This window comes from Streptomyces sp. NPDC055025, assembly GCF_053608565.1.
This window is the reverse complement of sequence record NZ_JBSGVS010000047.1, coordinates 1-26,201: the sequence shown is the minus strand read 5'-3', so window position 1 is coordinate 26,201 and position 26,201 is coordinate 1. Positions and strand designations below refer to the sequence as shown.

Below are 26,201 nucleotides of genomic sequence, written 5' to 3'. Positions count from 1 at the left end.
GGGAGGGGCCCGGTGGGGTGGACGCCGGAGGAGCGGATGCCGCTGTCAGGAGCCATTCCACACCTCCGCGAGACTTCCGGCGTGCCGCTGTGCCTCGCGCTCCGCCGCGGCGTCGCCACTTCGGCGGCCGGCCAGGGCGAGCAGATCGGCCGCTTCACGGTGCAGGGGGATGACCTCCAGCGTGCGGCGGGCCCGCCGTACCCCGTCGGGACCGTTGCCGAGGCGCAGCGCGCAGATCGCTCCCAGGAGGCTCGCGTGGGCGTCCAGGGTGTCGGAGATCCGCTCGGTGCACAGGTCGAACAATTCGAGGGCGGTGCCGTGCCGCCCCGCCCGCATGGCGGCGATCCCGGCCGTGTACGCGGGCCAGGTGGCGTGGGCTCCTTGCGAACGGGCCAGGTGCACACCGTCGACGGCATCGTCGATCCGGCCCGACTGGGCGTCCAGGACAGCGCGCAGGGTGACCCCCTCCGGGCCCATGCCCGCGAGTTCCCCGTCCCACAGCCGGGCCAGTTCCGCCGGAGCGACCGGCGCGCCGAGCGCGGCCGCCAGCAGGCTGCGCTCGGGCGAGGCGCTGTCTCCGTCCCGGATGAACGTGTCCGCCGTGGGCGCCCGTAACGCGATGCCCAGTCCCTCGGCCAGTTCGCCTGCCAGTGAGGTGAATTCCGGCGGCACGAATCCGCTGGACACACTCATGGAGCCGGTCCAACTGCGGATCTTCGTCCTCGTCCCGCCGAGCTTCGCCATCACTTCGCCGACGGTGTGGTCGACGGTGCCGTCGCTGTCGACGAAGAAGTCGAGATCGAAGTCGGCCGCGGTGATCCCGTCCAGGGCCTCCGGCCCCAGACCGGGCAGACCGGTGCAGGAGACGGTGCCGACGGGCAGTTCCGCCCGGACGCTCCACGGCTCCCGGGAGAAGGTCTCGATCACCCGCCGGCCCACGTGCGGTACGAGACTCAGTGCGCCCAGCAGCGAGGCGGCGGGGTCACGGCCCGCGTCGCCGGGGACGACCCAGCACACGGAGGCCAGCCAGCCGCCGGCCAGCGCCGGATAGAGAAAGTCGTCCAGTCCGTAACGGCCGTGCCCCGGCTCACGGAAGGGCAGGCGTCTGCACTCGGCGGCCAGGTCGCGGGGGCGTCCGCGCAGCCGGGCCAGTGCCGCGCAGTCGTCGTCGGGCACATGCTTCAGATCCAGATGGCGGTCGAAGAAGAGCAGTCTCTCCTCACGGAACTCCCGGACGTCCCAGACCGGGAGGACATGGCCGTGCTCCGGCACCACGGTCAGACCGTCACCCGCCTCTTCGAGCGATGTCACCAGATACCTCGCATCCGCAGGGCTTCCCTGACCTTCTCCGCCGCCGGTTCTCCGGGGCGGGACAGGGCGTCGGCCACCCTCCGCGAGACAGGCCCGAAGGCCACGCCCCGGGGCGTGGCCGAGTACAGGCACCACCTCTCCGCGCCATCGCCGGGGACCGCCGTGCCCCAGCCCGTGAGGACCTCCGCCGGATAGCGGCGCAGGACCGCGTGGCCGTTGTCGGTGGGCATGACGCCCTCGATGCCGACCCGGAAGGCGACCGGGTGTTCATGGACCAGCGCGGTGAACACCGCCAGCAGCATCTCGTGCTGGAGCGTGCACCGCAGTGTCCGCGCGGTTCGCGCGGTCCGCGCGTCATCGGACTCGGCCGCCTCCAGACCGGCGGGCGCGGGCGTATCCACATGGGCGGGCGCGGGCGCCTCCAGATCGGCGGGCTCAGGGGACAGGCTCATCGCGAAAGTCGCGAAAGCCTCCTCCAACGAGGTCCCCTCGCCCGCGTAGGGCACGACCCGGTAGCCGTCGAACTCAGGTGACCGGACGAATCCGGCGAGCAGCCGCTTCCGGGTCCAGCCCGCCCGCTCCAGCAGTGTGAGGGAGCGCGGGAACGCCCCGGCGATTCCGCCGGCCCCCTCGCCGCTCCAGAGATAGCCGCGGAACCGCCGTGCGGTGTAGTCGAGTTCCCGTTGGTCGATACTGCTCAGGCAGGAGAGTTCGGCGTCGTTCCTCGCCAGTTCCCCGGCGCCCCGTTCGCCGAGGTGCTCCCGGTAGTCGTCGTCGGTGAGCAGCCGCAGCAGCAGCTCCGTCAGTTCGCCGCCGGAGAGGTCGTCGCCGCAGAGGTCGTCGCCGGAGCCGGAGAGGCCGTCGCCGTCGAGTCCGGGTCCCGTCGCGGTCGTCATGAGGCGCTCTGTCCGGGACACGCGGCCCATTCGGCGACGAGGAGACGCAGACGTTCGTAGTTGCGACGGGATTTCTCGATGAGCACGCCGTCCTCACCGTAGACCGGGTCCTCGTAGGTGACACCGAGCAGATTCGGGCATACGGGCAGCAGATGACGGGTCAGTTCGAGCTGCTCGTCCAGGAGGATCCCGTGGTGGAGGTCCCGGAACTTCCCGCCGACGATCTGGCAGCCGGACAGGTGCAGCTCGCGGCAGCGGTCCAGCGGCAGCCGCTCGATCTCGTCGTACATGGACGGTCCCGTACGGCCCCGCAGCCATTGGTAGCTCAGGATGTGGCCGACATCCAGGGTGACCCACACCTCCGCGTCGTCGGCGAGTCGCTTGAAGTAGTCGAAGCCGTCGAGGCCGCCCAGGATGAAGGAACCGCCTTCGGTGTACCCGGGGAATTCGACATGCAGCGGCGGTTCGAGCAGCTCACGGGTCTGTCTGGCGTTCTCGGTCGCCAGTTCCAGACCGCGTTCGGTCATGACGGGCGGCAGGGGGTACGGCAGCGGCCGGCCGCGCAGACTCCAGATGCCCAGGTCCTCGACCACCCAGGAGAATCCGTAGCGCGCGTGCAGCTCATTGGTGAACTCGGCGACCGGACGGCGGTCGTACACCTCGGGCGTTCCCATGTTCAGCAGCGTCTGGTGGAAGGCGCGGGGCGGTCCCGCCGGCATGGCCTCGTAGAGACGGTCGTAGGCGCGCACATAGTCGGTGGCGCGCAGCCGGGCCCTGTTACGGGGCTGGAACGCGAAGAAGGAGTAGCCGAAGTGGCCGGCGTGGCGCTTGAGGAACGCCCTTACCCGGGGGGTGACATCACCGCCCTCGGCGGTCTCGGCGAATCCGGTCTTCTCGCCCCAGGGCAGATCCATGCCGACGCCCAGTCCGAGCCGGGGGTTCACCTGCTCCGCCGCGGTGGCCCCGGCGGCCGGTGCGGTCCCTGCGACAGGTGTGGTCCGCGTGACAGGTGTGGTCCGTGGGGCCTGTGCGGTCCCTGCGGACCCCGCGGCCGGTGGCACATGGACGGTCATGAGGAGCTCCGTGCGACGAGAGAGGCCGTGAGCGGTACGCGGACGGCGGTATCGGATGCGACAAGGCGGCCCAGCAGCTTGGCTCCGGGTTCGGTGCGCGCCGTAAGTACGTCCGCCGCTTCCTCCGCGACACCGATGTGTTCACGGGGGAGGGCGAAGATCTGCTGCCAGACGAGGTCGGCCAGCAGCAACGACCGTGTGTCGCCGCCGGTCAGCGCGTCGGCCGCACGCGCTGGCACGGGGCGTGCCCAAGGGCGCAGTCGTGCCCGCCGGACCGGGGTCACGCCGCCCTCGGTGCGACGCAGATGGGGTGGGAGCGCGTCGTTGCCCTGCGGCTTGACCGTCTCGAAGGTGTCCTTCAGCCGTCGCAGCGATTCGGCGCGTCCGGCACCGTCCTGCGCTGTCATCGGCAGACCGTGCCGTCCGCCCAGGTAGTTCAGCTCGGGGTTCGAGGTGAGCGGTCCCGAGCGGTCGAGATCGACACCGTAGCGCCCGGGTTCGGTGGAGAGCAGTGTGCCGGGTTCCGCCACCATGAGCTGGAGAACATCGATCCCGATTCTGGTCTCGTTGTCCTGGAGGAATGTCCGCGATGCCTCCGCCTCGGCCTGGGTTTCGTCGAACAGACCGCCCATGACCGAGAGCCGGAGGTTGATCCCGGCGCCCACCACATGGTCGACGATGGTCTGGTAGTCGTCGGAGGTGACGCCCTTGTCCATACGGTCGAGCAGACGCTGGGTACTGGTCTCATAGCCGACGCTCATCAGAACGCAACCAAGATCTGCCAGTTCCTGACAGAAATTCGGGTCCAACAGAACGGATTCAAGTCTGTTCCGGGTGCTGAACGTAATTCGCAGGCCCCGGCGGCGCACTTCCCGCATGGCTTGCACGATCAGCCGCAGATTGGTGTTCTCGTCGACGACGGCCACGAAGTCGACGCCGTGCCGCACTACCGTCGCTTCCACCGCGTCGGCGATCTGCTTCGGTGTGCCTTGCTGATACGCGCCTTTCGGCAGCGATCTGTTGCCGTAGGAACAGAATACGCACCGTCCCCAGTAGCAGCCGACGCAGGAGACGATCGCGAGCTGGAAATCCTCGGCGACATAGGAACGCAGAGGGAGTCCGGCGAAGTCCGGCGGGCCCGTGTCGCGGAACGTCATCCGTACCGGCAGGACCTCACCGCCGCCCCGGCCGCCGCCGATCCGGACGACCCCGGGCACCTCGTCCTCGGGCATGCGACCGTCCAGCGCGTCGAGCGCCGCCGCCAGAGGCTCCTCGCCGGCGGTGACACACAGGGCGTCGACGCTGTCGCCGACCGAGGAGAGCCGGGCGAGCTCCTCATGTCTGAGCATCACCTGCTGGCCACCGAGCCAGATCCGGGCGTCCGGCATGAACTCGCGTGCCCAGCAGGCGATCAGCAGCGCCGGTGCGAGCTGGCTGAAGAAGGCGACGGACAGACCGATCACCCGTGGCCGGGCGCCGGTGAGGGTATGTCTCACCAGCCGGCGCAGCGTGGCGGTGGGTTCGTCGAGGGCGTCCTCCCCGAGCGATCCCACCTTCCCCACCTGCTCGTCCAGGACGTCCAGACCGCTCCACGCACGGGTCAGGAAGGAGTCCTCCAGGATCAGTTCGACCGCCTGATTGGCCAGCCGTACGGCTCGGGCGGGGCCCAGTGCGCCCGAGCCTTCCTTGGTGAGGACATGGCCGCGCAGTCGCTCCAGGTTCTCGATGGCGGTCTCGGCCATCGCGGCGCGGTACCAGGAACGCATGCCGTCCGCGGTCCGGTGGCGGTCACGCGCCCTCAGGAGGGGTCCGGGCTTGAGCAGTTCATGGAAGAGCCCGAGATTCAGATCGGCCGGAAGCACCGTCCGGCCCAGGGCGCGCAGATGCCCGGCCAGATAGGGAAGACTGAGATAGGGGAAAAGGCGCGCTTCGGTCTGCGGGGGGAAAATGAGAACTACATCGACCGGACTCGCGTCCATCATGCTCCACTCCCCCAGGTCATCTCGAAATCCGCGTACACATGCGATCGACGGTGGATGTGACGCGGGGCCAGACATGGACCTGGCCCCACGCCGAACCGGACTAGTCCTCCTGAGAGGCCTCGACCAGCGACTTGAAACGGAACGCGTGGAAAGCGCCGCCTACCTTCAGCTCGGAGGACTCGATGACCTGGAGGTCATCCAGCTCGCCGAACTCATCGACCGTGGTGTTCTCAGACATGATGAACTCCCTTTGCACATGGGTGGTTGTGCACTTGAGCACATCAGCGTACAAGGATGGAGCTGAGCCACTCAAGAATGAATATCCGGCCTGACTGGCCGAAAGGGCGAATTAACAAATGATCGCCTTATCTGATTTAAAGCGCGGAAGCAGTTCTCTGAATTCGTATTCAACGAGTGGAACAACGGCGCCCGGCCGGGGAAGAAATCCCCGGCCGGGCGTCTGTGTGACGGGTGGGTCCGGTCAGCCTCGGCGGGCCGACAGGATCTGGATGGTGTCGCCCACGGCGCGCTCACCGGTCGCGTCCGAGGTGATGTTGACGAGCTTGCCGCCGACCACCATCGCGCTGGAGCCGCCGCCGTCCAGGTTGAGGGCCTGCTCCGCGCCCAGGGAACGCATGAAGCGCGCGGCCTCCGCCAGTGTGAACCCCTCGCTGACACCCGGCTGACGCCCGTCGACGGTGACCAGGAGCAGCCGCCCGTGCCCGTCGATCCCGGCCATGGTGCGGGGCTGGCGTACGTTCGACCACGCGAAGCCGAACGAGAGGTCCAGGGGGTCCAGCGTGCCCTCGGTGGCGGCGTCGATGGCGATCCGGCCGTTCTTCACCAGCGTCGGCGCGGCGCTGACGATGCTGTCGTGCGCGCCGAGCTCGACCTGCCGTCCCGAGGAGTCGCGGATGACCTCCTGTACCGGGATCCGCTCGCCCTCGCGGCCGTGGGCGGTCAGCCAGTCGGCCGCGCCGCCGATGCCCTGGAGGACGGACCCGCCGGCCGGGACCGTACCGCCGCGCGGGCCCGCGGAGACCACCCGGTCCTTGGAGTCGAGCACGACCTGGGTACCGGCGCCCTCGGGCAGGGCGGCACGGAACCTCGGGGTGAACTTCACCAGGTCGTCGGGGAGGGAGCAGGTGGTGTCATGGCGGGCCAGTCCGGTGGGGACACCGCCGGGACGGCCGCAGTTGCGCACCTTTCCGGGAAGCCGGTTGATGCCCTGCACGGCGTACGTGGAGGACTTCGCCCGAGCGGTGACCGTGGTGGACAGATCGGCTATACGGGGGTGCCGCCCGCCGTCCGCCAGGATCAGCGCGGCGCGGGAACCGACGGCCATCGACTCCAGCTCGCCGTCGTAGGCGGCGATACCGGCCACCGTGCCCTGCACGCCGTCCGCGTCGGAGGTGATGAAGAAGCCTCCGTTGACGGCGAGCAGGGAACCGTTCTCCACGGCGACGGAGGACGTCGTCTCGCGGTCCGCGACATTGCCGTCGTGGGTGCTCGCCACCGTGCCGCGGAAGCGGGCCGGGTCGATGACCGCGACATGGACGCTCTCCCGGTCGGCGAGCTGCCTGCCGTCGTAGCCGGTCCACTCCACGGCCGTACGGAAACCGCCCGCCGTGACAGCCTGGTTGGCGCTCTGGGCCTCGGCCTGGGTGGCGTACGAGCCCACCCGCACCTGCCAGCCCATGGTGCCGCGCGGTGTGTCCGCGTACTCGTCCCACACGACCCGCTCCACACGCGCCCCGAACCCGGCGGCGCGCAGCCCCCGCTCGGTGGTGTCGGCCCAGGCGCGGTCGCCCAGCGGGGCCCAGGTCGCCGCGCCCGTCAGCCGGTTGACGGCAGGAGCCTGGATCGTGACCGTCCAGACCGGCGTGACGCCCTTGTTCTGGATGACGCCGGTGCGCACCCGCACACCGGGCGCCACGGTGTCCGTCTTCCACCGCGTCTGCTGGAAGGCGGAGGCGGAAGACGGAGCGGGAGCCGAGAGCGCGACGGGCGCGGCCGGGGTGACGGCCTGCGCCGCCCCGGAAAGGGTCAGGGGATTCACAGCCACGAGTACGACGGCCGCGCCCAGCGCGATACGTGTCCGCGGAATTCGGCGGTGCGCGCCGGCTCCGCGCGGGTGCTCTCCGTCTTGGTCGTACATGATTTCCCCTTACAGGTTGGCGCTCGATATGGCCCGGCTCCACGGCACGGCGTCCACAAGATCCGAAGGCCATCCCAGCCATGTACGGGGGCGAGCACGCCAACAGCCAGGGGCGCCGCGCGGAAGGCCGGATGAAGGAGCGTCACGGCGGGTACGCACCGAGCCGGTCTCGTCGGCACCGTCGAACCCGGCGGTCCGGTATTCATCGCGGGCACATAACCCGGTGCGACCGCCGGGCAGGAACCGTGTCCCGGTCACCGGGTATAATTGGCCAGCGCGACAACCGCGTGAGCGGCCGAGGCGAGTGTGACGTGACGGTGCCACCCGCCGAAGGAACGCCCCGTGAAATCCCGGATACCCACCCGGTCCGCGATCTCCGCGAAGTCCCGGTCGACCTTTGCGGTGAGTCTGCTCAGTCTCAGCAGGGAGGCGGGCGACACGGATGCCAGATTGGTCAGCCACAGTTCCGCGGGCCAACGGCCGCCGTCCTTGCCCATCCCCAGCAGCAGCAACTCCCCGCGTCCCGCGGTGTGCCCGCCCTCCACGGGCCCTGGCTGTGCGGAGGGGAAAGGCAGACCGACTCGGACGGTCGCGGCCAGATTCATCCGTCTCGCCGTCTCCGGACCGGAGTCTTTCCCCATGACCGGCCGCCGCATGTCCTTGGCCAGGCTCATGATCTGGTACGCGGGCAGCAACTTGCCCCCATGGCCGGGAAGAATGGAATCCGCCACGGCAAGACGGAGATCACCGCCGACTCTCGCGAGGAAGGGCATGCCCGTGGCGCCGAGTCTCTCGACGATCGTCGCCGCGTGCGCCTCGCCGATGTCGAGCACGACGGGCCGTACCGGCAGCCCCCATCGCTTCGTGGTTTCGAGGCAGGCCTCGATCATGCATTCACTCAGCGTCTCCGCGGCCATTCCGTCCGGAATCGACACCTGGCTCCGGCGGAGGTCGTCCTTGAGCCAGGCCTGAGGCAGATGAAGACGCCAGTTCACCGGGGTGCTCATCTCTTCCGAGACCGCCCAGACCCCGATGGCGCGTTGCGCGTTCAGTACCTGTCCCAAGGTCGGGAAGAAATGCTTGTCCACTCCTACTGAGTGCTGTCCGGTCTTGGGGATGATCATTGGCTGTACCACCCAGGCCTGCGGAGGCGAGATACCCACCCAGTAGTCGGCGAGTGCCCGGCGAATCAGGGTCCAGTCCCAGGTGGAATCGCAGATGAAGTGATGGAGGTTCTGTTCCGAGGCCTGCTCGCCGAGCAGCGCCGCGATATTGCGTATCGACTTGCGTCCCTGGGTCTCCAGTAAGCCACGTAAGTACAGCATTCCTTTTCTGCACTGGTCGCTACGGGTCAGTGAGGTGAACAATATCGAGCAGAGTTCGGCGAACAGCACATCGTGGGAACTGGACTGGAATGGGGCACGTGCGCCTCGTGCGATCGGGCGGGTGGAGGAATGCGTCATGGGGGTGTCCCGTTCCTGTTCGGTCCGGTTGTTCCGGTCGGCTGGCGACGGCGGATGCCCGGAGCGAGACGCCCGGAAAGTCCGTCCGGTGACGGTTCTCGTGGCGGCGCGTATATGACCGACAGGTGGGGGTGTGGCTTTCCGTGGCCGTCGTCTCGCGGGGCTGGAGCGCCGGCACAGCGGGCATCGGACGGGGCGTCAGCGACGACGTCGGAGCCTGGGTCCGTCCGCCATCGGTGGTGATCCGGAAAGGACCGATGAGGTCGAACCGCACGACGCAGCTCCTGTTCCGACGCGTGTGACGCCCGTGACGGTGCTTGCTGTCCCGGACCTGACATTAAGGACCGGACGCGGCGGAGCCATCACACGCGGGGCGAGAGTGTCAGGTTACCGGACGGTAGTCCCGTTAGTGTGGCTTACGTCACCTTCGGTCGGGCTCGCGCTCGTCGCCGGGCCCCGTAATTCCAGGGCGGCGACAAGATGGGCCACGGAGGCGAGCGTGATGTGACGGTGCCAGCCCGGGAACGACCGTCCCGCGAAATCCCGCACGCCCACGCACTCGGAGATCGCGGCGAAGTCCCGTACGACGACGCCCGGCAGCCGGGTGAGCCGCAGGGCGGGGACGGCGGAGGAGACATCGGCGTTGGTGAGCCAGAGCCGCCGGCGCGGATGACCGACCGGTCGCCACTCGCCCAGCAGCAGCATTCTGTCGCTCCGCGAAGGCGATGCCACCACGGGGATCGCCACCGCCGTCGTGGGGCCGTCGCCCGGGTTCACCTGTTGCCGGAGCCGGGGAAGGGACTCCGCGAGCTCCCCCGCCGTGCGCTCCCGGCCGCCGTACTTGGGCAGTTCCGAACGGTCGAGCCGCAACTGCGCGTCCGGACCCACACGAACGATGAACGGGATCCCCGTCGACGAGAGGAAGCGCGCGATCGACACGGCGTCCACGTCCGCGACATCCACGACCACCGGCCCGCGCGGCACATCCTTGATACCCAGGACATTGGCCACCGCCACACGTACGCATTCCTCGACGGTGGCGACCGCGGCATCGGGGGGAACGCTCGCGCGCTGCCGCAGCGGATCCGCCATCCAGCGGGCGGACAGGCGCAACTGCCAGTCGACGGGCACGGCGGACCGGCCGGACACCAGCCATGCCCCCACCGCGCGCTGCCCGTTGACGATCCGCCCCAACGGCAGAGGCTGCTGGTCGACGCCGACGGAGTGGGACCCGGCCTTGGGAATCAGCGTCGGCCTGATCACCCAGGCGTCCGGTGCCAGCGTCCGCTGCGCGTGCCGGGCGAGGGCATGCCGTACCGGCATCCACTCCCAGGGCGATGTGCTGATGAAGTGATGCACACTCTGCTGCGCCGCGACGCCGTCGAGCTGCGCCGCGATGCTCCGCAGCGTCTTACGCCCCCGCACCGACAGCAGACCACGGACATACTGCTCGGCCTTGATCCGCTGTCCGCTGCGCTGCAACGAGCCGAACAGCCACTCGCCGAGCTCCGCGTCCAGAGCCGCCGGGGCGGTCAACCACTCGTCCGGGCACGCATGCTGATGAAGGTCTCGCATCGTGGATCCCCCTGTAACACGCCACTGCGGCCAGGCGGAGCGAAGCACCGCGCCGCACCGGTGCCGTCGACCCCGAGTCTCCAAAAGAGGACTGCTGTCCCGTTTCTTTATACAGGCCCTCACAGGAAACGACTGCCCTGCTGCGGTCAGGAGATGTGTTGCGACCTGTACGAACCTCCACGCGGAATACCGCGTACCGTCTCAGCCGGACAACACCGGTCCCCGGTGCGTCGCCGGCCACCCGGCAAAAACAGGTCGCGGTGAAGGTTTTCGAGAGAAGGCACCGCCGTGTCACCGGGAAACAGGATGCCCGTAACCACTGCGCGACCCGACGCGACGCGACGTCAGTCAGGTCAGGTCAGGTCAGGTCAGGTCAGGTCAGAAGCGCCTCACGCCGACGGGGAGGAACCCACTGAGTTCCCGGCCGCCTTGAGGAGACGTTCGGCGCGGTACGGGGAGATGTCCAGTTTCGCCAGCACGCCGGCGCTGGCGATATTGGGAAGAACGAGTTCGAAGAGGCAGGAGATCTCCTGGGACAGGTCGTGGTCCGGCAGAGTCTCGGTGATCTGCTGTACCCCGGTCCACGCTCCGACGAGCAGCCGGGCGGTGTCGCCCGGGTCGACATGCACGAGCAGCTCACCCCGCTCCTTGGCCTCGGTGAGCAACTCCTCCCCCACAGCGATCCAGTCGGGCCAGCGGGTGCCCAGAAGACCACGGGCCTTGATGTCGACGGACAGCCGGACCGAGGCGCTGAGCAGTGGTTCCCTGGGCAGGCGGTAGGCGAGGAGCAGCGCCAGGTCCACCCACTCCTGCAGCTTGAAGGCCTGCGGAGTGAGTCCTTCCATGGTCACCGCCTCGTCGAGCACACCGCGGGCGAGCTGCTCCTTCGTGGTGAAGTGGAAGTACAGGCCACCGCGGGTGAGCTGGATCCGTTCGATGAGAGCGCCGATGGTGGTGGCGTCGTATCCGAGCTCGTTGAACATCTCGGCCGCGGCCTCAAGGATGATCCTGCGGGTATGGATCGCACGTTCCTGCCTCACCACCTCACGCCTCCCCAGACTCTCTCTTTACCAATGCGTGAACTCACATTTACCTTGGGTGGAAACCGGACGGAGAGCCGGTACTTTAACAGCCACATTTCACTGAGCCGGGCGCAGGCCGGTCGGTCCATGCGCAGGCCAGTCGGTCCAAGGGGGGACCTTGCACTACTTCGCTCTCGCACCGCATCCATCCACACCGCCGTCGATACCTTCGTCGACACCGACACCGGCTCTTCTCGGCGCCTACGCGCACGTGAAGCGCGACGAATCCGTACTCGTCACGGGCTGGGAACGTGTCGGCGCCCATGAGTTCACGGTGGGTGTCAGATGGCCCGCCGTCCACGAGGACCTGCCGTACGATCCACGATTACTCACGCAGACCATCAGACAGAGCGGTCTGGTGATCGCGCACGCCGCGTACGACGTTCCGCTGACCCACCAAACCATGCTGGGCACACTCGACTTCACGGTCACCCCGGGCTTCCGCACTCCTCGCGACCGGACCTCGACGCTGGATGTCCGGATCATCGTATCGGGGACGGGAAGCAGCCGACGCGCCACCAGTTCCCTGCGTCTGAGCTTCCATATCCTCCGGAACGGTGCCACGGTGACCCGGGCGAACTCCGAATTCCGCTGGATCTCACCGTCGGTCTACCGGCGAGTGCGCGGCGCCCATCTCACCGTCGACTGGGGGGCCTGGCCGCTCCCGGCGCCCATAGACACGGAGCTCGCCGGCCGGGCCTCCACCACCGACGTGGTCCTCGCGCCCGGCGGCCGGCCGCACCGCTGGCTGCTGCGCAACGACACAGGCAACCATCTGCTCTTCGACCATCCCGTGGACCATGTGCCGGGACTGGCTCTGCTGGAGGCCGCCTACCAGGCCGCACACGCTCTGCTGGCCCCGGCGCCCTTCATGGCCGACCGGGTCGCCATCGCCTACGACAGATATGTCGAGTTCGACCGGCCGTGCTGGATCGAGGCCGAACCGCTGCCCGCGCCCGGCCCCGGCCGGTGTGCCGTCCGGGTCGGCGGCACACAGGACGGGGAATCGGCGTTCCGCGTCACCTTCGACGGGGTGAGGCGGCGAAGGACGAGCGCGCGGCCCGGATAGGCCCGCTCATCCCCTTCGGCCGGCTCACTGGTTGACGAAGCCGCCGTCCACCGGCAGCACCGTGCCGGTCAGGAACGGGCATCGGTCACTGAGCAGCCACGCGGCCGCCGCCGCGATCTCCTCCGGTTCCGCCGTTCGGCCCTGGGGAGTCACCGAGTTCGCCAGCTCTTCGAGGCCGGGGTTACGGCCGAACCAGTCGGCAGTTATCTCGCTTCGTGTCGTACCGGGGGCAACCGCGTTCACCCGGATGCCCTGCTTGGCGTACTCGTCGGCGGCGGCCCTGGTGAAGCCGATGACCGCGTGTTTGGAGGCGATGTATGGAGCGGCGGCGGGGATGGCCACCAGGCCGCCCACACTGCTGTTGTTGACGATGGAACCCCCGCCGTGCTCCAGCATCGCCGCCAACTCGTACCGTAAGCAGTTGAAGACACCGCGGACGTTGGTGTCCATGATGCTGTCGTAGACATCGTCCGACATCAGATGCAGCGGGGTGCGGTCCCCGCCGATTCCCGCGTTGTTGAAGGCCGAGTCCAGGTGTCCGTACTCGGTCAGCGCGAAGTCCACCGCCCTGGCGGCTTCCTTGGCGACGGACACATCGCTCACCACATAGGCGGCTCGCGCGCCCTTGTCGCGCAGTTCGCCGACCAGGGTGGCCAGGCGGTCTTCCCGGCGGGCGGTGAGGACCACCGCGGCGCCTTCCTCGGCGAACACCCGTGCCGCCGCCGCACCTATACCGCTGCTCGCCCCTGTGATGAGAGCGACTTTGCCGGAGAGGAGATCTCTGCTCATGGGCGAAGTCTGGCAGGCCCGTTCCCGGCACGAGCGGGGTTTGCCCCGCCCGCCATGTCGTCCGCGCCATGCCCGTCCGGGCTGTCAGCAGCCCGACAGCGCGTCGCAGGCCCGCGTCATCCCGCCGTCGCCGTTGCGGACTTCGTCCACAGGCCACTCGCGCTTCCTCAGGGGCGCCGCGCGACTTCCCGTCGCGTCGATCTGGGTACGTACCGCCTCCGCCGACAGCTGCGGCAGCATCAGCCGCCAGAACGGCGTGACCGCCTGGCGTGAGTGCCAGTGGGCGTCGCTGCGCCCCAGCACCTCGACCCCCGCTATCACGGCCGTAATGGCGGAAGCGGCATCGTCGAGCACCACATCGGCGGCCAGACTGCCCTGGTCCCTGGCGACGGTCAGCATGAGCTGGACCCAGTCCTGCCACTGCTCCCACAGATTCATACCGCCCTGCCAGGTCGCGTCGCTGCCGAGGCCGAACCCGGCCCTCAGCACCGGATCACAGGAGAGCCGCTGTGCCAGCGTGTGCGAGGTGTCGACGAGGAGCTGCAGCGGTGCGGGGTGCCTGAGCGGGACGTTCCCCGTGATGTACAGCAGTGTCTGGGCCGCGGCGGACTCGACCGCCTCCCCCAGGGCCCGCTTGTTCCCGAAGTGGAAGTGCAGCGCGCCGTGGCTGACACCGGCGCGGGCACAGATCTGCGTGACGGAGGAATCCGCGAATCCGGCCCGGCCGAAGACCTCTGCGGCGGAACGGATCAGTTCTCGACGCGTACGTACGGCACGATCCTGCTTGGCCATGGGGCGCTCCGGAGGGTGATGAGCGATGGGTGAAACGCACGTGAACATGCCATAGAGCGATGACAGAGGACCCTGACACCGGGTCGACCGTCATAAGGCCTGGCTGGATCGCGCCCTGCGCGGATCGGCACCCGGGAGGGCACCGCCGGGGCCACCGCGGCCTACGCACTCGGCCTTGAAAACGGCACAGGCATATCCACATGCATCGTACAAATGTTACCACGGCAACAGCCCGCCCAGTAGGGACCGTTACTGATCCTGGCGCGATATCGCACCCGCCGGGCAGCGTCGCCGTATGCCATCGTCCTATTCATCGCCTGACCAGCAACTACGGCAAGATCAAAGGAGATTGGACACCCCCTGGCGATCCGGGGAACGCCCGGTCCCGACCGGCCGACATGACAGATCGTCGATTGTTTATTCCAGGACCCGGTACAACGCTGGGTAGCATCGGGCAAAAGTCGGCCAGTGATGCGATGCGGAGACCCAGAATGCGGCTTGCGCAAACGTTGGCACATGTAATGGAACGCCACGCGGACCTGCCCGCCGTCGGTGAACGCGCCAAGGAGTTCACGTCCGACCCCGACACGGGTCGCGTTTCACTCCGTCTGCTGCCACGATACGAAACGACCAGCTTCACCGAACTGTGGGGTCGGGTCCGTGCGGTGGCAAATGAATGGCACCACAATCCAGAACATGCGTTGCGCGCGGGCGAGCGGGTCGCCATCCTCGGTTTCGCCAGCCGTGATTACGCGACGGTCGATCTGGCCTGTATCCATCTCGGCGCGGTCACCGTCCCGCTCCAGACGAGTTCCCCCCTGTCGCAGCTGGAGTCGATAGTCGGCGAGATCGAACCGTTCATCGTCGCCGCAAGCGTCGAACGTCTCGATGTCGCAGTCGAATTGATACTGAGAAACACGTCGGCGCGGCGCCTGGTGGTCTTCGACTACCATCCGGAAGTGAACGATCAGTTCGAGAAGTTCACCTCCGCCCGCGACCGCCTGGCGCAGGCCGGCCGTGATGTGGCTGTTGAGTCCCTGTCGGAAATTCTCGAACGGGGGTCCACGCTGCCCGCGGCGCCCTTGTTCACGCCCGCCGACGATGAGGATCCGCTGGCCCTGCTCATCTATACGTCGGGGAGTACGGGGACGCCGAAGGGCGCCATGTACACCGAACGGCTGGCGCGTGCGATGTGGGGCGGCGTCTGGTCGAAGCTGTTCTCCGACACGCACGCGGTGAACATCAATTACATGCCGATGAGCCATGTCGCGGGACACTCCTCGCTGAAGAACAGCATGGCGCGCGGCGGTACCAGCTACTTCACGGCGAGCAGCGATCTGTCGACCTTCTTCGAGGACATCGCACTGGCACGTCCTACGGAACTTTCGCTGGTGCCACGAGTAGGCGAAATGCTGTTCCAGAAGTACCAGAGCGAACTCGACCGGCGTGCGGCAGCCGGTGAGGACCGGAATGCGATCGAGTCGGACGTCAAGGCGGAGATGCGTAAGAATCTCCTTGGCGGCCGTCTCACCTGGGCCAGTTGCGGCTCCGCGCCGCTTTCCGTGGAACTGGCCGCGTTCATCGAGTCCCTGCTGGATCTCAAGCTGCATATCCTCTACGGTTCCACCGAGGCCGCCGTCATCTCGGTCGACAACAAGCTGCTGCGCCCGCCGGTGATCGATTACAAGCTCATCGATGTGCCCGAGCTCGGTTACTACCGAACGGACTCTCCGCACCCCCGGGGAGAGCTTCTGCTGAAGACCGATGCCATCATCCCCGGGTACTACAAACAGCCCGAGCTGACGACGCAGATCATCGACGAGGACGGCTTCTACAAGACCGGCGACATCGTCGCGGAGCTCGGGCCGGACGAGTTCATCATCGTGGACCGCCGCAAGAACGTGCTGAAGCTCTCGCAGGGCGAGTTCGTGGCCACCTCGCGTCTGGAGGCCATCCTCGCCCTCAGCCCCCTGGTCAGGCAGATCTTCGTGTACGGCAACAGCGAACGGTCCTATCTGCTCGCCGTGGTCGTGCCCACTCCGGACGCCCTCGATCAGTTCGGCGCGGAGAGTGAGACCCTCAAGCAGCTTCTCAGTGAGTCCTTCCAGCAGATCGCGAAGGAAGCCGAGCTCAACTCCTATGAGATTCCGCGCGACTTCCTGATCGAGACCGAACCCTTCAGCCAGGCGAACGGCCTTCTCTCGGACCACAGGAAGCTGCTCTGGCCCCAACTCCTGGCGCGGTACGCAAAGCGCCTGGAGGAGCTGTACTCCAGCATAACCGCGCGCGAGACCGAGGAATTGGCCGAGGTGCGCCGTGCGGGTACCGAAGGGCCCGTACTGGAAACGATCCAGCGGGCCACCCGGGCGCTGCTCGCGAGCTCCATGGCCGAGATAAGCCCCACCGCGCACTTCAGGGACCTCGGCGGGGACTCCCTGTCCGCGGTGACTTTCTCCAACCTCCTCCATGACATCTTCGGAATCCGCGTTCCCGTGGACATGGTCATCAGCCCGGCGTACGACCTCCAGCAGGTGGCCGACTACATCGAGACGAAGCGCGAGAGCGGGCTGACGCAGACCAGCTTCGCGTCCGTGCACGGCGAGGACAGTACCGAGGTCCATGCCAAGGACCTCACCCTGGGCAAGTTCATCGATGAGCGGACGATCGCCGACGCCCGGACTCTTCCCCGTCCGAGCGGAACTCCCCGGACCGTGCTGCTGACAGGGGCGAGCGGTTATCTCGGCCGCTTCCTTTGCCTGGAATGGCTGGAGCGGCTTGCCGGGACGGACGGGAAACTGATCTGCGTGGTGCGCGGAAAGGACGCGGACGCGGCCAGGAAACGACTCGACGAGGCTTTCAGCAGTGGAGACGCGGATCTGGTCCGTACGTTCCAGGATCTGGCCGCCGGGCATCTGGAAGTCCTGGCAGGCGATATGGCGGAACCGCAGCTGGGTCTGGACGACCGGACCTGGAAGCGGTTGTCCGACGACGTGGATCTGATTGTCCATGCCGGCGCCCTGGTGAACCATGTCCTTCCGTACAACAATCTGTTCGAAGCCAATGTCCTGGGAACCGCTGAACTCATCCGGCTGGGTATCACAAGCCGGATCAAGCCGTTCACCTACATCTCCAGTGTGGCCGTCGCCACCTCGCGGGCCGGACAGCCGGCCCTGGACGAGGACTCCGACGTAAGGGTCGCCATTCCCGTCCAGCAGATCCACGAGGGTTACGCCGGGGGTTACGCGACGAGCAAGTGGGCCGGGGAGGTCCTGCTCCGGGAAGCACACGATCTGTGCGGCCTCCCGGTCACCACGTTCCGGTCGAACATGATTCTCGCGCACAGCCGGTACGCCGGACAGCTCAATGTGCCGGATATGTTCACACGCCTTCTCTTCAGCGTGATCGCCACCGGTATCGCGCCGCGTTCCTTCTACCGTACCGACGGCGAGGGAAACCGCCTCCGCGCCCACTACGACGGTCTGCCCGTGGATTTCACCGCCGCGTCCGTCGTGGGACTGGGCGGGCAGAGCACGGAGGGATACCGGACCTTCAGTCTGGTGAATCCGCACGACGACGGAATATCGCTCGATGTCTTCGTGGACTGGCTGAACGACACGGGTCACCGGATCGAGCGGGTGGACGACTACGGAGACTGGTTCGCCCGGTTCGAGGCGGCCATGCGCGCACTGCCCGAAGAGCAGCGGCAGTATTCGGCGCTGCCGCTCATCCATGGATTCAAGCAGCCCGAAGAAGTCATCCGCGGGTCCTTCATTCCGTCCGCCCGATTCCGTGCCGCTGTCCAGGCGGCCAAGATCGGCCCGGTCGAGGACATACCCCGGCTGTCGCCGTCCCTCATCACCAAGTACGCCACCGACCTGAAGCGGCTCACGTCCGTGTGAACCGGATACGCCCTGTCAGGACCGGCGGCGCGGCGACGGCCGCGAACACCGCACACCGAACACCCATCGGCCGGCACTCATCGACCGACACCCCATGCCCGACACCGACACCTGTCCAAGGAGAATCATGGATCAGACATCCGAGAAGTTCGAGGAGCGCTACCGCCTCGGGCAGAAGCTCGTCGAGCAGTTGGGCACCGTCGGGACCGATCCCTCCACCTTCGAACTCCTCGGCAGGGAATGGGACCTGGTCCCCGGAACGTACGCGCCCCGTCCGGGCACCGGCACCGAGTGGTACACCGGCGCCATCCCCTACCCCTCGGGCGGGCGTTTCCTGGAGATCGGCTGCGGGGCGGGCGTCACCGCCGTCTGGGCGGCGCTGCACGGCTGTGCGCATGTGACCGCGACCGACATCACCGACACCGCGGTCGACAGCGCCGTCCGCAACGCCAAACGGCATGGCGTCGAAGACCGGGTGCGGGTGCTGCGCAGCGATCTGTTCGCGGAGCTCGACCCCGCCGACCGCTTCGACACGGTCTTCTGGAACTGCAGTGTCATCGAGGCACCGCGGGAATTCGAGTTCACCCGGGACTTCGAATGGGCGATCTTCGACCGCGGCTACACGGCCCTCGGCCGCTATCTCGCGGAGGTGCACGACTGGCTGCTGCCCGGCGGGCGCGCCCTGGTCACCTTCAACAGCCTGGGTGACGCGGACCGTATCGCCCAACTCGCCGCCGAGGCCGACACATCGCTGACGCTGCTGGACAGCGCCGGCCGGCGGCTGGAGGGCGTGGACGTCACCTACAAGGTCTTCGAGATCATCCCGAACGGCCGCTGACCGAGGACCGTCCAGGAACCGAGAACCGTCGGCCACCCGCGCGCGGACCGGTGCGCGCGCACGGCGACGGCACACTCGGCGCCGTCGACGCCACCCCCCGGCGCACCGCCGTCGCCCGGCCCTGTCCGGTCACAGCACTAGCCCGCAGGGGGGAGATCGGCGAGTGCGTCGACCAGGGGTGCCAGTTCGGAGAGTTCCTCCGCCTCTCGCAGGGCACCGGCCAGCGAGTCGTCGTGGGTCGGCCGCGCCCGTTCCAGCGCGGCCCGGCCCTCGGCGGTGACCTCGGTGTATACGCCTCGGCGGTCGTCGGGGCACAGGTACCGCTGGAGCAGTCCACGCCGTTCGAGCCGGCCGACCAGCCGGGTGGTGGCCGACTGGCTCAGCACCACCGCCTTGGAGAGCTGGTTCATCCGCAGACAGGAACCGCCCTCCCGGGAGAGCACGTCGAGCACTCCGTACTCGCTCACCGACAGGCCGTGTTCACGCTGCAACGCCCGTTCGAGCGCGTCCTCGATCCGCGCGTGCAGCGCGGCCAGAGTGCGCCAACCCTGCGCACGGGCCTCGGCGGAGTCGTCACTGATCGACACGGGCACCACACCCCCCTTGCGAACGGCTGCTTGCTTAAGGCAGTATCAGGCTTGTGCAATATAGCGCGTGTACAACTATCGCGGACGCTGGTTGAACGCGCTTCGGACAGTCTATTGGGAGGGGACGTGCCTAATGTCAGGCAGCTCGACTCCGAGTGAACAGCGGGCGGGAGGCGACGCCTTGGCAGCGCCCGAGGCGCCAGCACCCGAGGTACAGAAGGATTCTCTGCGCTGGTCACCGCGATTATGGATCTCGATCCTCATCTTCAGCGGGGTGATCCTGCTCGACGGGCTCGACATCTCGATGATCGTCGTGGCGATCCCGGAGATCCAGAACGAGCTCGGGATGACCGCCGCCACCGCGCAGTGGCTGGTGGGCGCCTACATTCTGGCGTTCGGCAGTTTCCTGCTCCTGGGTGGACGAGTCGCCGACTTGTTCGGCCGGCGGCGGGTGCTGGTGATCGCCATGGCCGCGTTCGCGATCGTGTCGCTGTTCGGCGCGCTCGCCGATGACGCGGTCCTGCTGATCATCTCGCGCTTCGTCAAGGGCATGGCGGCGGGTTTCGCCGCCCCGGCGGCCATGTCGCTGCTGACCACGACCTTCCCCGAAGGCCCGCAGCGCAACAAGGCGTTCGGCATCTTCAATGTCTTCGAAGCGTCGGGATACTCATCCGGACTGCTGGTGGGCGGCCTGCTCGCGGGGCTGAACTGGCGGTCCATCTTCATCCTGCCGATCCCGCTCTCCGTGCTGCTGCTGTTGGGCGCCCTGCGCTTCCTGCCGCCGGACCCACCGCGCACCGAGCGGCCACGGCTCGACATCGGCGGCGCCGCGACACTGCTCGCCGGGATGCTGCTGCTCGTCTTCACCGTGGTCTCCGCGGCGGAGGTCGGCTGGGGTTCACTGCGGACGATCGGCGGATTCGTCCTGTCCGCGCTGCTGCTCGCCGGTTTCCTCCTGATCGAGCGCACGGTGAAGGAACCACTGATCCGGCTGGGCGTATTCCGCAACCGGGGCCTGGTGACCGCCAACATCAGCATCGGTCTCCTGTACGGAGGCGCCATGGGCTTCCAGTTCCTGCTGGCCCTGTACTTGCAGGATCTGGAAGGCTGGAAGCCGTGGCAGATGGCGCTGGTGCTGCTGCCCGCGGGTCTCATGGTGGTCATCATCGGGCCCAAACTCGGGGCTCTGATGGACCGGTTCGGTGTGACCAAGGTGCTCATGGTCGGGCTCGTGGCATTCCTTCCGTGCTACTTGCTGATGCTGCGCATCGGCCCCGAGCCGGACCTGTGGATGGTGCTGCTGCCCGCGTCGGTGCTGTGGGGTGTGGGCTTCGCGCTCAGCATCGCGACACTGATGGTCGCCGGCACCAACGGAGTGCCCGACGAGGAACAGGGACTCGCGGCCGGGCTGCTCAACAGCTCGCTCCAGGTCGGCGGTGCCTTCGGCCTCGCGGTCGTCACGGCGGCGATCCTGCCCGGTACCGAGCTGTCCATGCTCTACCCGGGACTCGTGGTCATCCTGGCGTTCGCGGTCCTGACACTTCTGGCGCAGCTCATGCCCAGACAGAAGTGATCCCGGATCCCGGCGTGCGAAGCCACCCGGCGGTGTGAGGAAGCGCCGTTGAACGGTGCTTCCGCGTAACGACGAAACGGTCGTCATCGTGATCACGATGACGACCGTTTCACTTCGTGCTGTCGCGGCTCACCCCGGACCAGGGCGTGTCCGACAGGCCCTGGTGCCGGCCGCCCGGCGCCCTGTCATGGCGTCCGTCCGCTCAGCACCTCTGTCATGAGTGCGCCGACGAGACGTACGCCGTCCTCGGTGAGCACCGACTCGGCGTGGAACTGGAGCGAGGCGAAGTGCGGGCCGCGCAGCGCGTGCACCTCACCGGTCTCCGGATCCCGGCTGACCTCGACCGTGCCCACGCCCCCGCGGTCGACGCTGTCCTCCATGGCACGGGCGGCGAACGTGTTGTAGAAGCCGACCCGCTCCCGGGTACCGAAGAGGTCGATCTCCCGCTGCACCCCCTGGTTGGGGAACTCCCTGCGCACCAGGGGGAGACCGAGCCGCGTACTGAGCACCTGGTGGCTCAGACAGACCGCGAGGAACGGGCGACGTTCGTCGAGCAGTGTGCCGATCGTCGAGCGCAGATGGGCGATCTTGGGGTGGCTCGTCTCGCGCGGATCCCCCGGCCCCGGGCCCATGACGACAAGATCGTAACCGTCCAGGGTGTACGGCTCGTCGAAGCGGCGGACCGTCACCGACAGTCCCATGGACCGGAGTTGGTGCCCGATCATCGAGGTGAAGGTGTCCTCGGCGTCCACGACGAGCACCCGGCGGCCGGCCAGTACGGGCTCGGGCCGGGTCCGCGCCGCGTCCTCCGCCAGCCAGAAGCCGGCGATGGTCTCGTTGCGCCGCTCCAGGGCGGCCCGTACGTTCGGGTGCTCGGCGAACCGTACGGGACCGTCCGCCTGGAGCGCCGCGAGCAGCCCGGCCGCCTTCGCCCGGGTCTCGAAGACCTCGGAGGCGGGATCGGAGTGGCGTACGAGCGTGGCGCCCACCCCGATCCGCACCCGTCCCCCGCTGTCGATGTCGGCGGTGCGGATGAGGATGGACGAGTCCATGGTGGAACCGCCTTGTTCATCACGGCCGATGAGAGCCACGACTCCGCTGTAGTAGCCACGCCCCTGCGGCTCGTACTTGTTGATGACGCGGCACGCGCTCTCCAGCGGACTGCCGGTGACCGTCGGCGCGAACATCGTCTCGTGCAGGATCTCGCGGGGATCGCGCGTGCTGCGGCCCTCGATGAAGTACTCGGTGTGCGCGAGCCGGGCCATCTCCTTGAGATAGGGGCCCACCACCCGGCCGCCCGAGTCGCAGATCCGGGCCATCATCTTGAGTTCCTCGTCGACGACCATGTACAGCTCGTCGGCTTCCTTGCGGTCGGCGAGGAAGTCCATCACCTCCGGCAGAGTGGGGCCGGACGACGGGTAACGGTAGGTGCCGCTGATGGGATTCATGACGGCGTTGCCGCCCGAGAGGCTGATGTGCCGCTCGGGTGTGGCGCCGACGAAGGTCCGGCTGCCGGTGTGGACGACGAACGTCCAGTAGGCGCCCGATTCCCCCCGCATGAGCCGCCGGAAGAACGACAGCGCGCTGTGCGGTGTGTAGCCGGTGATGTCGGCGACGAACGAACGCTTGATGACGAAGTTCGCGCCCTCACCCTCGCCGATCTCATCGGCGATGACACGGCGGACCGTGTCGGCGTAGGTGTCGTCGTCCACGTCGAAGTGGCCGTCGGCCAGCGCGATCGGCACGTCAGGGAGCCGCCGCAGCGCCTCGCCCACCGGCAGCAGGTCCTGGCCGGTGACGGTCATCGCGATCAGCGGCTCACCGTCGTCGGCGCAGGTGAAGCCGCGCTCGGTGATCTGCCGGTAGGGGACGATCGCCAGCACCTCGTGGCGAGGGCCGCCGGCGTGCGGGAACTCCTCGGGTACGGGAATGTCCGCCAGCGTCCTGGGCGTCGAGATCTCACCGACCAGGACATCCAGCACTCCCTGGCCGGTCGCCTCCGGGCGGTGGAGCAGCGCGAACGCGGGAGGCCGGGGCCCCAGCACCCGGTCGAGCAGATCCGCGGCCGTCTCCACCGCCTCCTCGGTCCCGGTCATGCGCCGGCCTCGCGTCCACCGAGTCCGGCCAGGGCGGCGGACGTGTCGAGCTGGGCGAGGATTGCGTCCGTGGTGGCGACGACGGCGCAGCGCCGCGCCGCGTACTCGACGGCCAGCCGGTGGTACTCCTCGGAGAAGTCCGCGACGGCATCGGCCACCAGGAACGGCTGGATGTCGTTGGTGAAGGCCTCGACCGCGCTCATCAGCACACCGACATGGGCGTACACACCGCAGATGACGAGCTGGTCGCGGCCGCGCTCACGCATCCATTCGAGCAGGCCGGAACGGAAGAAGGCGCTGTAGCGCCATTTGGTGAACACCCCGTCGTCCGGCGCCGGGGCGAGCGGTTCGACGACCTGACGGTCCACGGGGTCCACCCGCATACCCGGGCCCCAGAAGTCCTTGAGCAGGCCGCGTTGTTCGTCGGTCATACCGCCGGGCTGCGCCGTGTACGCCACGGGCATGCCCAGCGCGACGCCGCGCTCGCGGAGCAGGACGGCGTTCCGTACGAGCTGATCGCGGACGGTCCCGGGGAACGGCCGCAGGAAGTAGCGCTGCATGTCGTGCACGAGCAGCACCGCGCGCCCGGGGTCCACGGTCCATTGGGCGGTGTTGCCGGGCAAGTCGCCCGCTGTCGGCATCGGGTACGGCGCGATGGGGGGTATCCCCGCCATGACCTTCCTCTCCTGGTTCGAATTGTTCTTGTGCCCGGAAACCCCGAAGCGGCCGGCGAAATGACCGGCGGAATGGCTGACGCGGCGGCCGGTGAAATGGCCGGCGCGACGGCCGCCGTGACCGTCGGTGAAATGACCGGCGCGGCGGCCGGTGAGAAGCCATGAGCGGACCCGGACAGTTATGTCCTCCGGGTCGCCTTCGGTGGTGGCCGCCTTCGCGCGGCGCTGTCGCGGGGCCGGTCGCGGATATCGAAGCTAAGGGGCGCCCAGCGGTGTCGACCGGCCGGTCATCCACCAGGCCGAGATCACGGAAAGGGCCTGGCCCGGGTTGAGCCGGGGGTCGCAGAAGGTCGTGTACTTGGCCCCGACGTCATCGATCCGGGACTCGCTCTCGACGCATTCCGTGACGTCGTCGGGGGTGGTCTCCAGATGGAGTCCGCCCGCGATGCCGCCCGCGTTCCTGACCGCGTGCTGGAACTCTCCGACCTCCCGCGTGACCGTCCGCAGATAACGGGTCTTGAGCCCGTCCGGAGTGCTGACGGTGTTGCCGTGCATGGGGTCGGTGAGCCAGATCACCGGGTGTCCCGCGGCACCGACGGCCTCGACGAGCGCGGGCAGCCGCTCGGCCACCGCCTCGGCGCCCATCCGGGCGATGAGGGTGAGCCTTCCCCTTTCGCGCTCGGGGTCGAGCCGTTCGCACAGGGCCAGCAGTTCGTCGGCCGTCATGCGCGGGCCGACCTTGCAGGCCACCGGGTTGATGACCTCGGCGAGCAGAGCGACATGGGCGCCGTCGACCTGCCGGGTCCGCTCGCCGATCCAGGGCCAGTGTGTGGAGGCGAGCAGCAGCCGCCCCTGTTCGTCCCGGCGCAGCATGGGGATTTCGTAGTCGAGCAGCAGTGCCTCGTGGCTTGTCCAGATGGGCGCGCCGATACGGGTCCGTCCGCCGTGGTCCGGCCAGCCGAGATACCCCATGACGTCGCGGGCGGACCGGTAGCCCGCCAGCAGCCGCTCCGGGTCGGCGCGTCTGAGCTCTGGATCGGGTTCCGGGCTGTTGACCATGTGACCGCGGTAGACGGGCAGTTCGAGGTCGCCGACCCACTCGGTGGGATTCGAGCGGGGCTTGGCGAACTGTCCGGCCATCCGGCCGGCGCGCACCACCGGTTTGCACGTGTCCATCTGGAGCGCGCCCGCGAGCATGTCCAGCAGTCCCGCCTTGCGCGCGACATAGCCCGGCGTGCACTCCGCGGGGTCCTCCGCGCAGTCACCCGCCTGCACCACATGCGCCTCTCCCTCGGCGACCCGGGCCAGCAGCGAGCGCAGCGTGCGTACGTCCCCCGCGTCGACGAGCGCGGGACGAGTCGCCAGTTCCTTCCTCACCTGCCGTACCTGCAACGGGTCCTCCCACGGTGGCTGCTGGAGAGCCCGTCTGAGCCGAATATCGACCAGAGCGTTGTCCACTGATTTATCCAATCGCGAATGGGCGATGAGCACAGTTGCCCCAGGGCCGACAGAACGAGCATTCTGCGGCTGATATCAAAGCAGCACGCGAGCACCATCGAGCAAGCAGCGAATACCAATGGAAACAAAACGACCAAAAAACAAAATCTGCATAGACCAAAAACGTAGTCACCGTAGCGTCGAAATACGACATGCAAGGACAGAAATGACAAGATGACCGCGGCACCGGACCAAATGGCACCCGCCTACCGGCGGATCTCCGCAGCGGCCTAAATCATGTGCCGAAACGAAGACGCCGCCAATATTCGCCGCCGTACTCCGTCAGGTGACGAATACTTCGTCAGGTGACGAGTAACTCCATCAAGTTGCCGCGGCGGGCCGACGGGCCAGTCGCCGCGTCCGCGGAGCCGGGCCCACCCGTACAGAGCGAGGGGCCTCGACGGATATCCCCGCGACTCCGGCCCTCGTGGGCCGAGATCCCCGACGCGGCATCCCACCTGCCGGGACCCGCCTTCCTGGTCGCGTTCGTCCCTGACGAGGACCCCGATCTGGAACCGACCGTGCACATCCACAGCCATGACGAGCACGTCGTCCCCTACGAGATCATGGTCTGGTTCATGGAACAGGTGACTGATCAGGTGCAACGCTGCCGGGCCGCGCCGGTCGAAGGAGATTCCGAAGCAGTGGGATGATCTCGGCCTGCCTGCCGCGATCACGGCGTCGGAGCCATCCTGGAGGGCCGCTTCGCCGGACTGAGCGCGCGTCCTGCCGTTGGGGACCCGGTCCCGCTGGACGACCACCGCCGCCCTGCGCACCCCCCCCTGGGCCGCCAGCTGTGATGCCGCCACCACAACGTCAGGCGGGCCCAGGATCGACATCCTGGGCC

General features: G+C 68.0%; 21 protein-coding genes. 6 read left to right on the top strand and 15 right to left on the bottom strand.

Annotation, left to right across the window (positions count from 1 at the left end):
* Positions 1-45: 45 nt before the first annotated feature.
* The 9 genes from ACWGDX_RS26630 to ACWGDX_RS26590 form a co-directional block, all read right to left on the bottom strand.
* The gene (locus tag ACWGDX_RS26630; RefSeq protein ID WP_453629483.1) at positions 46-1,311 is read right to left on the bottom strand and encodes a tetratricopeptide repeat protein; all 1,266 of its coding nucleotides are present in this window, start codon (positions 1,309-1,311) and stop codon (positions 46-48) included.
* Positions 1,308-2,207: a hypothetical protein gene (locus tag ACWGDX_RS26625; protein WP_453629481.1), complete on the bottom strand. Its 900-nt coding sequence runs from the start codon at positions 2,205-2,207 to the stop codon at positions 1,308-1,310. Before ACWGDX_RS26625 ends, ACWGDX_RS26630 begins: the two co-directional genes overlap by 4 nt.
* A complete protein-coding gene (locus tag ACWGDX_RS26620) occupies positions 2,204-3,280 on the bottom strand; it encodes a multinuclear nonheme iron-dependent oxidase (protein ID WP_453629479.1) in 1,077 nt (358 codons plus the stop codon). Before ACWGDX_RS26620 ends, ACWGDX_RS26625 begins: the two co-directional genes overlap by 4 nt.
* Positions 3,277-5,262: a B12-binding domain-containing radical SAM protein gene (locus ACWGDX_RS26615; protein WP_453629477.1), complete on the bottom strand. Its 1,986-nt coding sequence runs from the start codon at positions 5,260-5,262 to the stop codon at positions 3,277-3,279. Before ACWGDX_RS26615 ends, ACWGDX_RS26620 begins: the two co-directional genes overlap by 4 nt.
* Positions 5,263-5,362: 100 nt before the next feature.
* On the bottom strand, positions 5,363-5,500 hold the full coding sequence (locus ACWGDX_RS26610; RefSeq protein ID WP_365906229.1) for a hypothetical protein: 138 nt from the start codon (positions 5,498-5,500) through the stop codon (positions 5,363-5,365).
* 243 nt (positions 5,501-5,743) lie between these two features.
* A complete protein-coding gene (locus ACWGDX_RS26605; protein ID WP_453629474.1) occupies positions 5,744-7,420 on the bottom strand; it encodes a phosphodiester glycosidase family protein in 1,677 nt (558 codons plus the stop codon).
* 254 nt (positions 7,421-7,674) lie between these two features.
* The gene (locus tag ACWGDX_RS26600) at positions 7,675-8,883 is read right to left on the bottom strand and encodes an IS701 family transposase (RefSeq protein ID WP_453629472.1); all 1,209 of its coding nucleotides are present in this window, start codon (positions 8,881-8,883) and stop codon (positions 7,675-7,677) included.
* A gap of 387 nt (positions 8,884-9,270) precedes the next feature.
* Positions 9,271-10,458, bottom strand: coding sequence for an IS701 family transposase (locus ACWGDX_RS26595; protein WP_453629470.1), 1,188 nt, complete (start codon positions 10,456-10,458; stop codon positions 9,271-9,273).
* A 389-nt stretch (positions 10,459-10,847) separates the two neighbouring features.
* A complete protein-coding gene (locus ACWGDX_RS26590) occupies positions 10,848-11,501 on the bottom strand; it encodes a ScbR family autoregulator-binding transcription factor (RefSeq protein WP_453629468.1) in 654 nt (217 codons plus the stop codon).
* A 250-nt stretch (positions 11,502-11,751) separates the two neighbouring features.
* Here ACWGDX_RS26590 and ACWGDX_RS26585 point away from each other — a divergent pair, with 250 nt between their 5' ends.
* Positions 11,752-12,609, top strand: a complete 858-nt coding sequence (locus ACWGDX_RS26585; protein ID WP_453629466.1) for a ScbA/BarX family gamma-butyrolactone biosynthesis protein — start codon at positions 11,752-11,754, stop codon at positions 12,607-12,609.
* A 24-nt stretch (positions 12,610-12,633) separates the two neighbouring features.
* On the opposite strand, the gene ACWGDX_RS26580 is transcribed toward ACWGDX_RS26585, so the two are convergent.
* Positions 12,634-13,398 (bottom strand): SDR family NAD(P)-dependent oxidoreductase, encoded by a 765-nt coding sequence (locus ACWGDX_RS26580; protein WP_453629464.1) that lies wholly within the window; start codon positions 13,396-13,398, stop codon positions 12,634-12,636.
* Between the two features lie 84 nt (positions 13,399-13,482).
* On the bottom strand, positions 13,483-14,190 hold the full coding sequence (locus tag ACWGDX_RS26575; protein WP_453629462.1) for a ScbR family autoregulator-binding transcription factor: 708 nt from the start codon (positions 14,188-14,190) through the stop codon (positions 13,483-13,485).
* 398 nt (positions 14,191-14,588) lie between these two features.
* On the opposite strand from ACWGDX_RS26575, the gene car reads away from it, so the two are divergent.
* Complete coding sequence (car, locus tag ACWGDX_RS26570) at positions 14,589-18,089, top strand: carboxylic acid reductase (RefSeq protein WP_453629460.1); 3,501 nt, start codon at positions 14,589-14,591, stop codon at positions 18,087-18,089.
* A 127-nt stretch (positions 18,090-18,216) separates the two neighbouring features.
* Complete coding sequence (locus tag ACWGDX_RS26565; RefSeq protein ID WP_453629458.1) at positions 18,217-18,927, top strand: SAM-dependent methyltransferase; 711 nt, start codon at positions 18,217-18,219, stop codon at positions 18,925-18,927.
* A 137-nt stretch (positions 18,928-19,064) separates the two neighbouring features.
* Here ACWGDX_RS26565 and ACWGDX_RS26560 read toward each other — a convergent pair whose 3' ends face one another.
* Positions 19,065-19,508: a MarR family winged helix-turn-helix transcriptional regulator gene (locus ACWGDX_RS26560; protein ID WP_453629522.1), complete on the bottom strand. Its 444-nt coding sequence runs from the start codon at positions 19,506-19,508 to the stop codon at positions 19,065-19,067.
* 187 nt (positions 19,509-19,695) lie between these two features.
* On the opposite strand from ACWGDX_RS26560, the gene ACWGDX_RS26555 reads away from it, so the two are divergent.
* Positions 19,696-21,087 carry an MFS transporter gene (locus tag ACWGDX_RS26555; protein WP_453629457.1) on the top strand — a complete coding sequence of 464 codons (1,392 nt, stop codon included), beginning with the start codon at positions 19,696-19,698 and terminating at the stop codon, positions 21,085-21,087.
* Positions 21,088-21,272: 185 nt separating this feature from the next.
* Here the strand turns inward: ACWGDX_RS26555 and ACWGDX_RS26550 are convergent, their stop codons facing one another.
* Positions 21,273-23,183 (bottom strand): anthranilate synthase family protein, encoded by a 1,911-nt coding sequence (locus tag ACWGDX_RS26550; RefSeq protein WP_453629455.1) that lies wholly within the window; start codon positions 23,181-23,183, stop codon positions 21,273-21,275.
* The gene (locus ACWGDX_RS26545) at positions 23,180-23,857 is read right to left on the bottom strand and encodes an isochorismatase family protein (RefSeq protein WP_453629453.1); all 678 of its coding nucleotides are present in this window, start codon (positions 23,855-23,857) and stop codon (positions 23,180-23,182) included. Before ACWGDX_RS26545 ends, ACWGDX_RS26550 begins: the two co-directional genes overlap by 4 nt.
* A gap of 30 nt (positions 23,858-23,887) precedes the next feature.
* On the opposite strand from ACWGDX_RS26545, the gene ACWGDX_RS26540 reads away from it, so the two are divergent.
* Entirely contained in the window at positions 23,888-24,022 is a 135-nt protein-coding gene (locus ACWGDX_RS26540) for a hypothetical protein (RefSeq protein WP_453629452.1), read from the top strand.
* A gap of 90 nt (positions 24,023-24,112) precedes the next feature.
* Here ACWGDX_RS26540 and ACWGDX_RS26535 read toward each other — a convergent pair whose 3' ends face one another.
* Positions 24,113-25,315 (bottom strand): 3-deoxy-7-phosphoheptulonate synthase, encoded by a 1,203-nt coding sequence (locus ACWGDX_RS26535; protein WP_453629450.1) that lies wholly within the window; start codon positions 25,313-25,315, stop codon positions 24,113-24,115.
* A gap of 344 nt (positions 25,316-25,659) precedes the next feature.
* Between ACWGDX_RS26535 and ACWGDX_RS26530 the strand changes: the two genes are divergently transcribed.
* Positions 25,660-26,007 carry a hypothetical protein gene (locus tag ACWGDX_RS26530; RefSeq protein WP_453629448.1) on the top strand — a complete coding sequence of 116 codons (348 nt, stop codon included), beginning with the start codon at positions 25,660-25,662 and terminating at the stop codon, positions 26,005-26,007.
* Positions 26,008-26,201 lie beyond the last annotated feature (194 nt).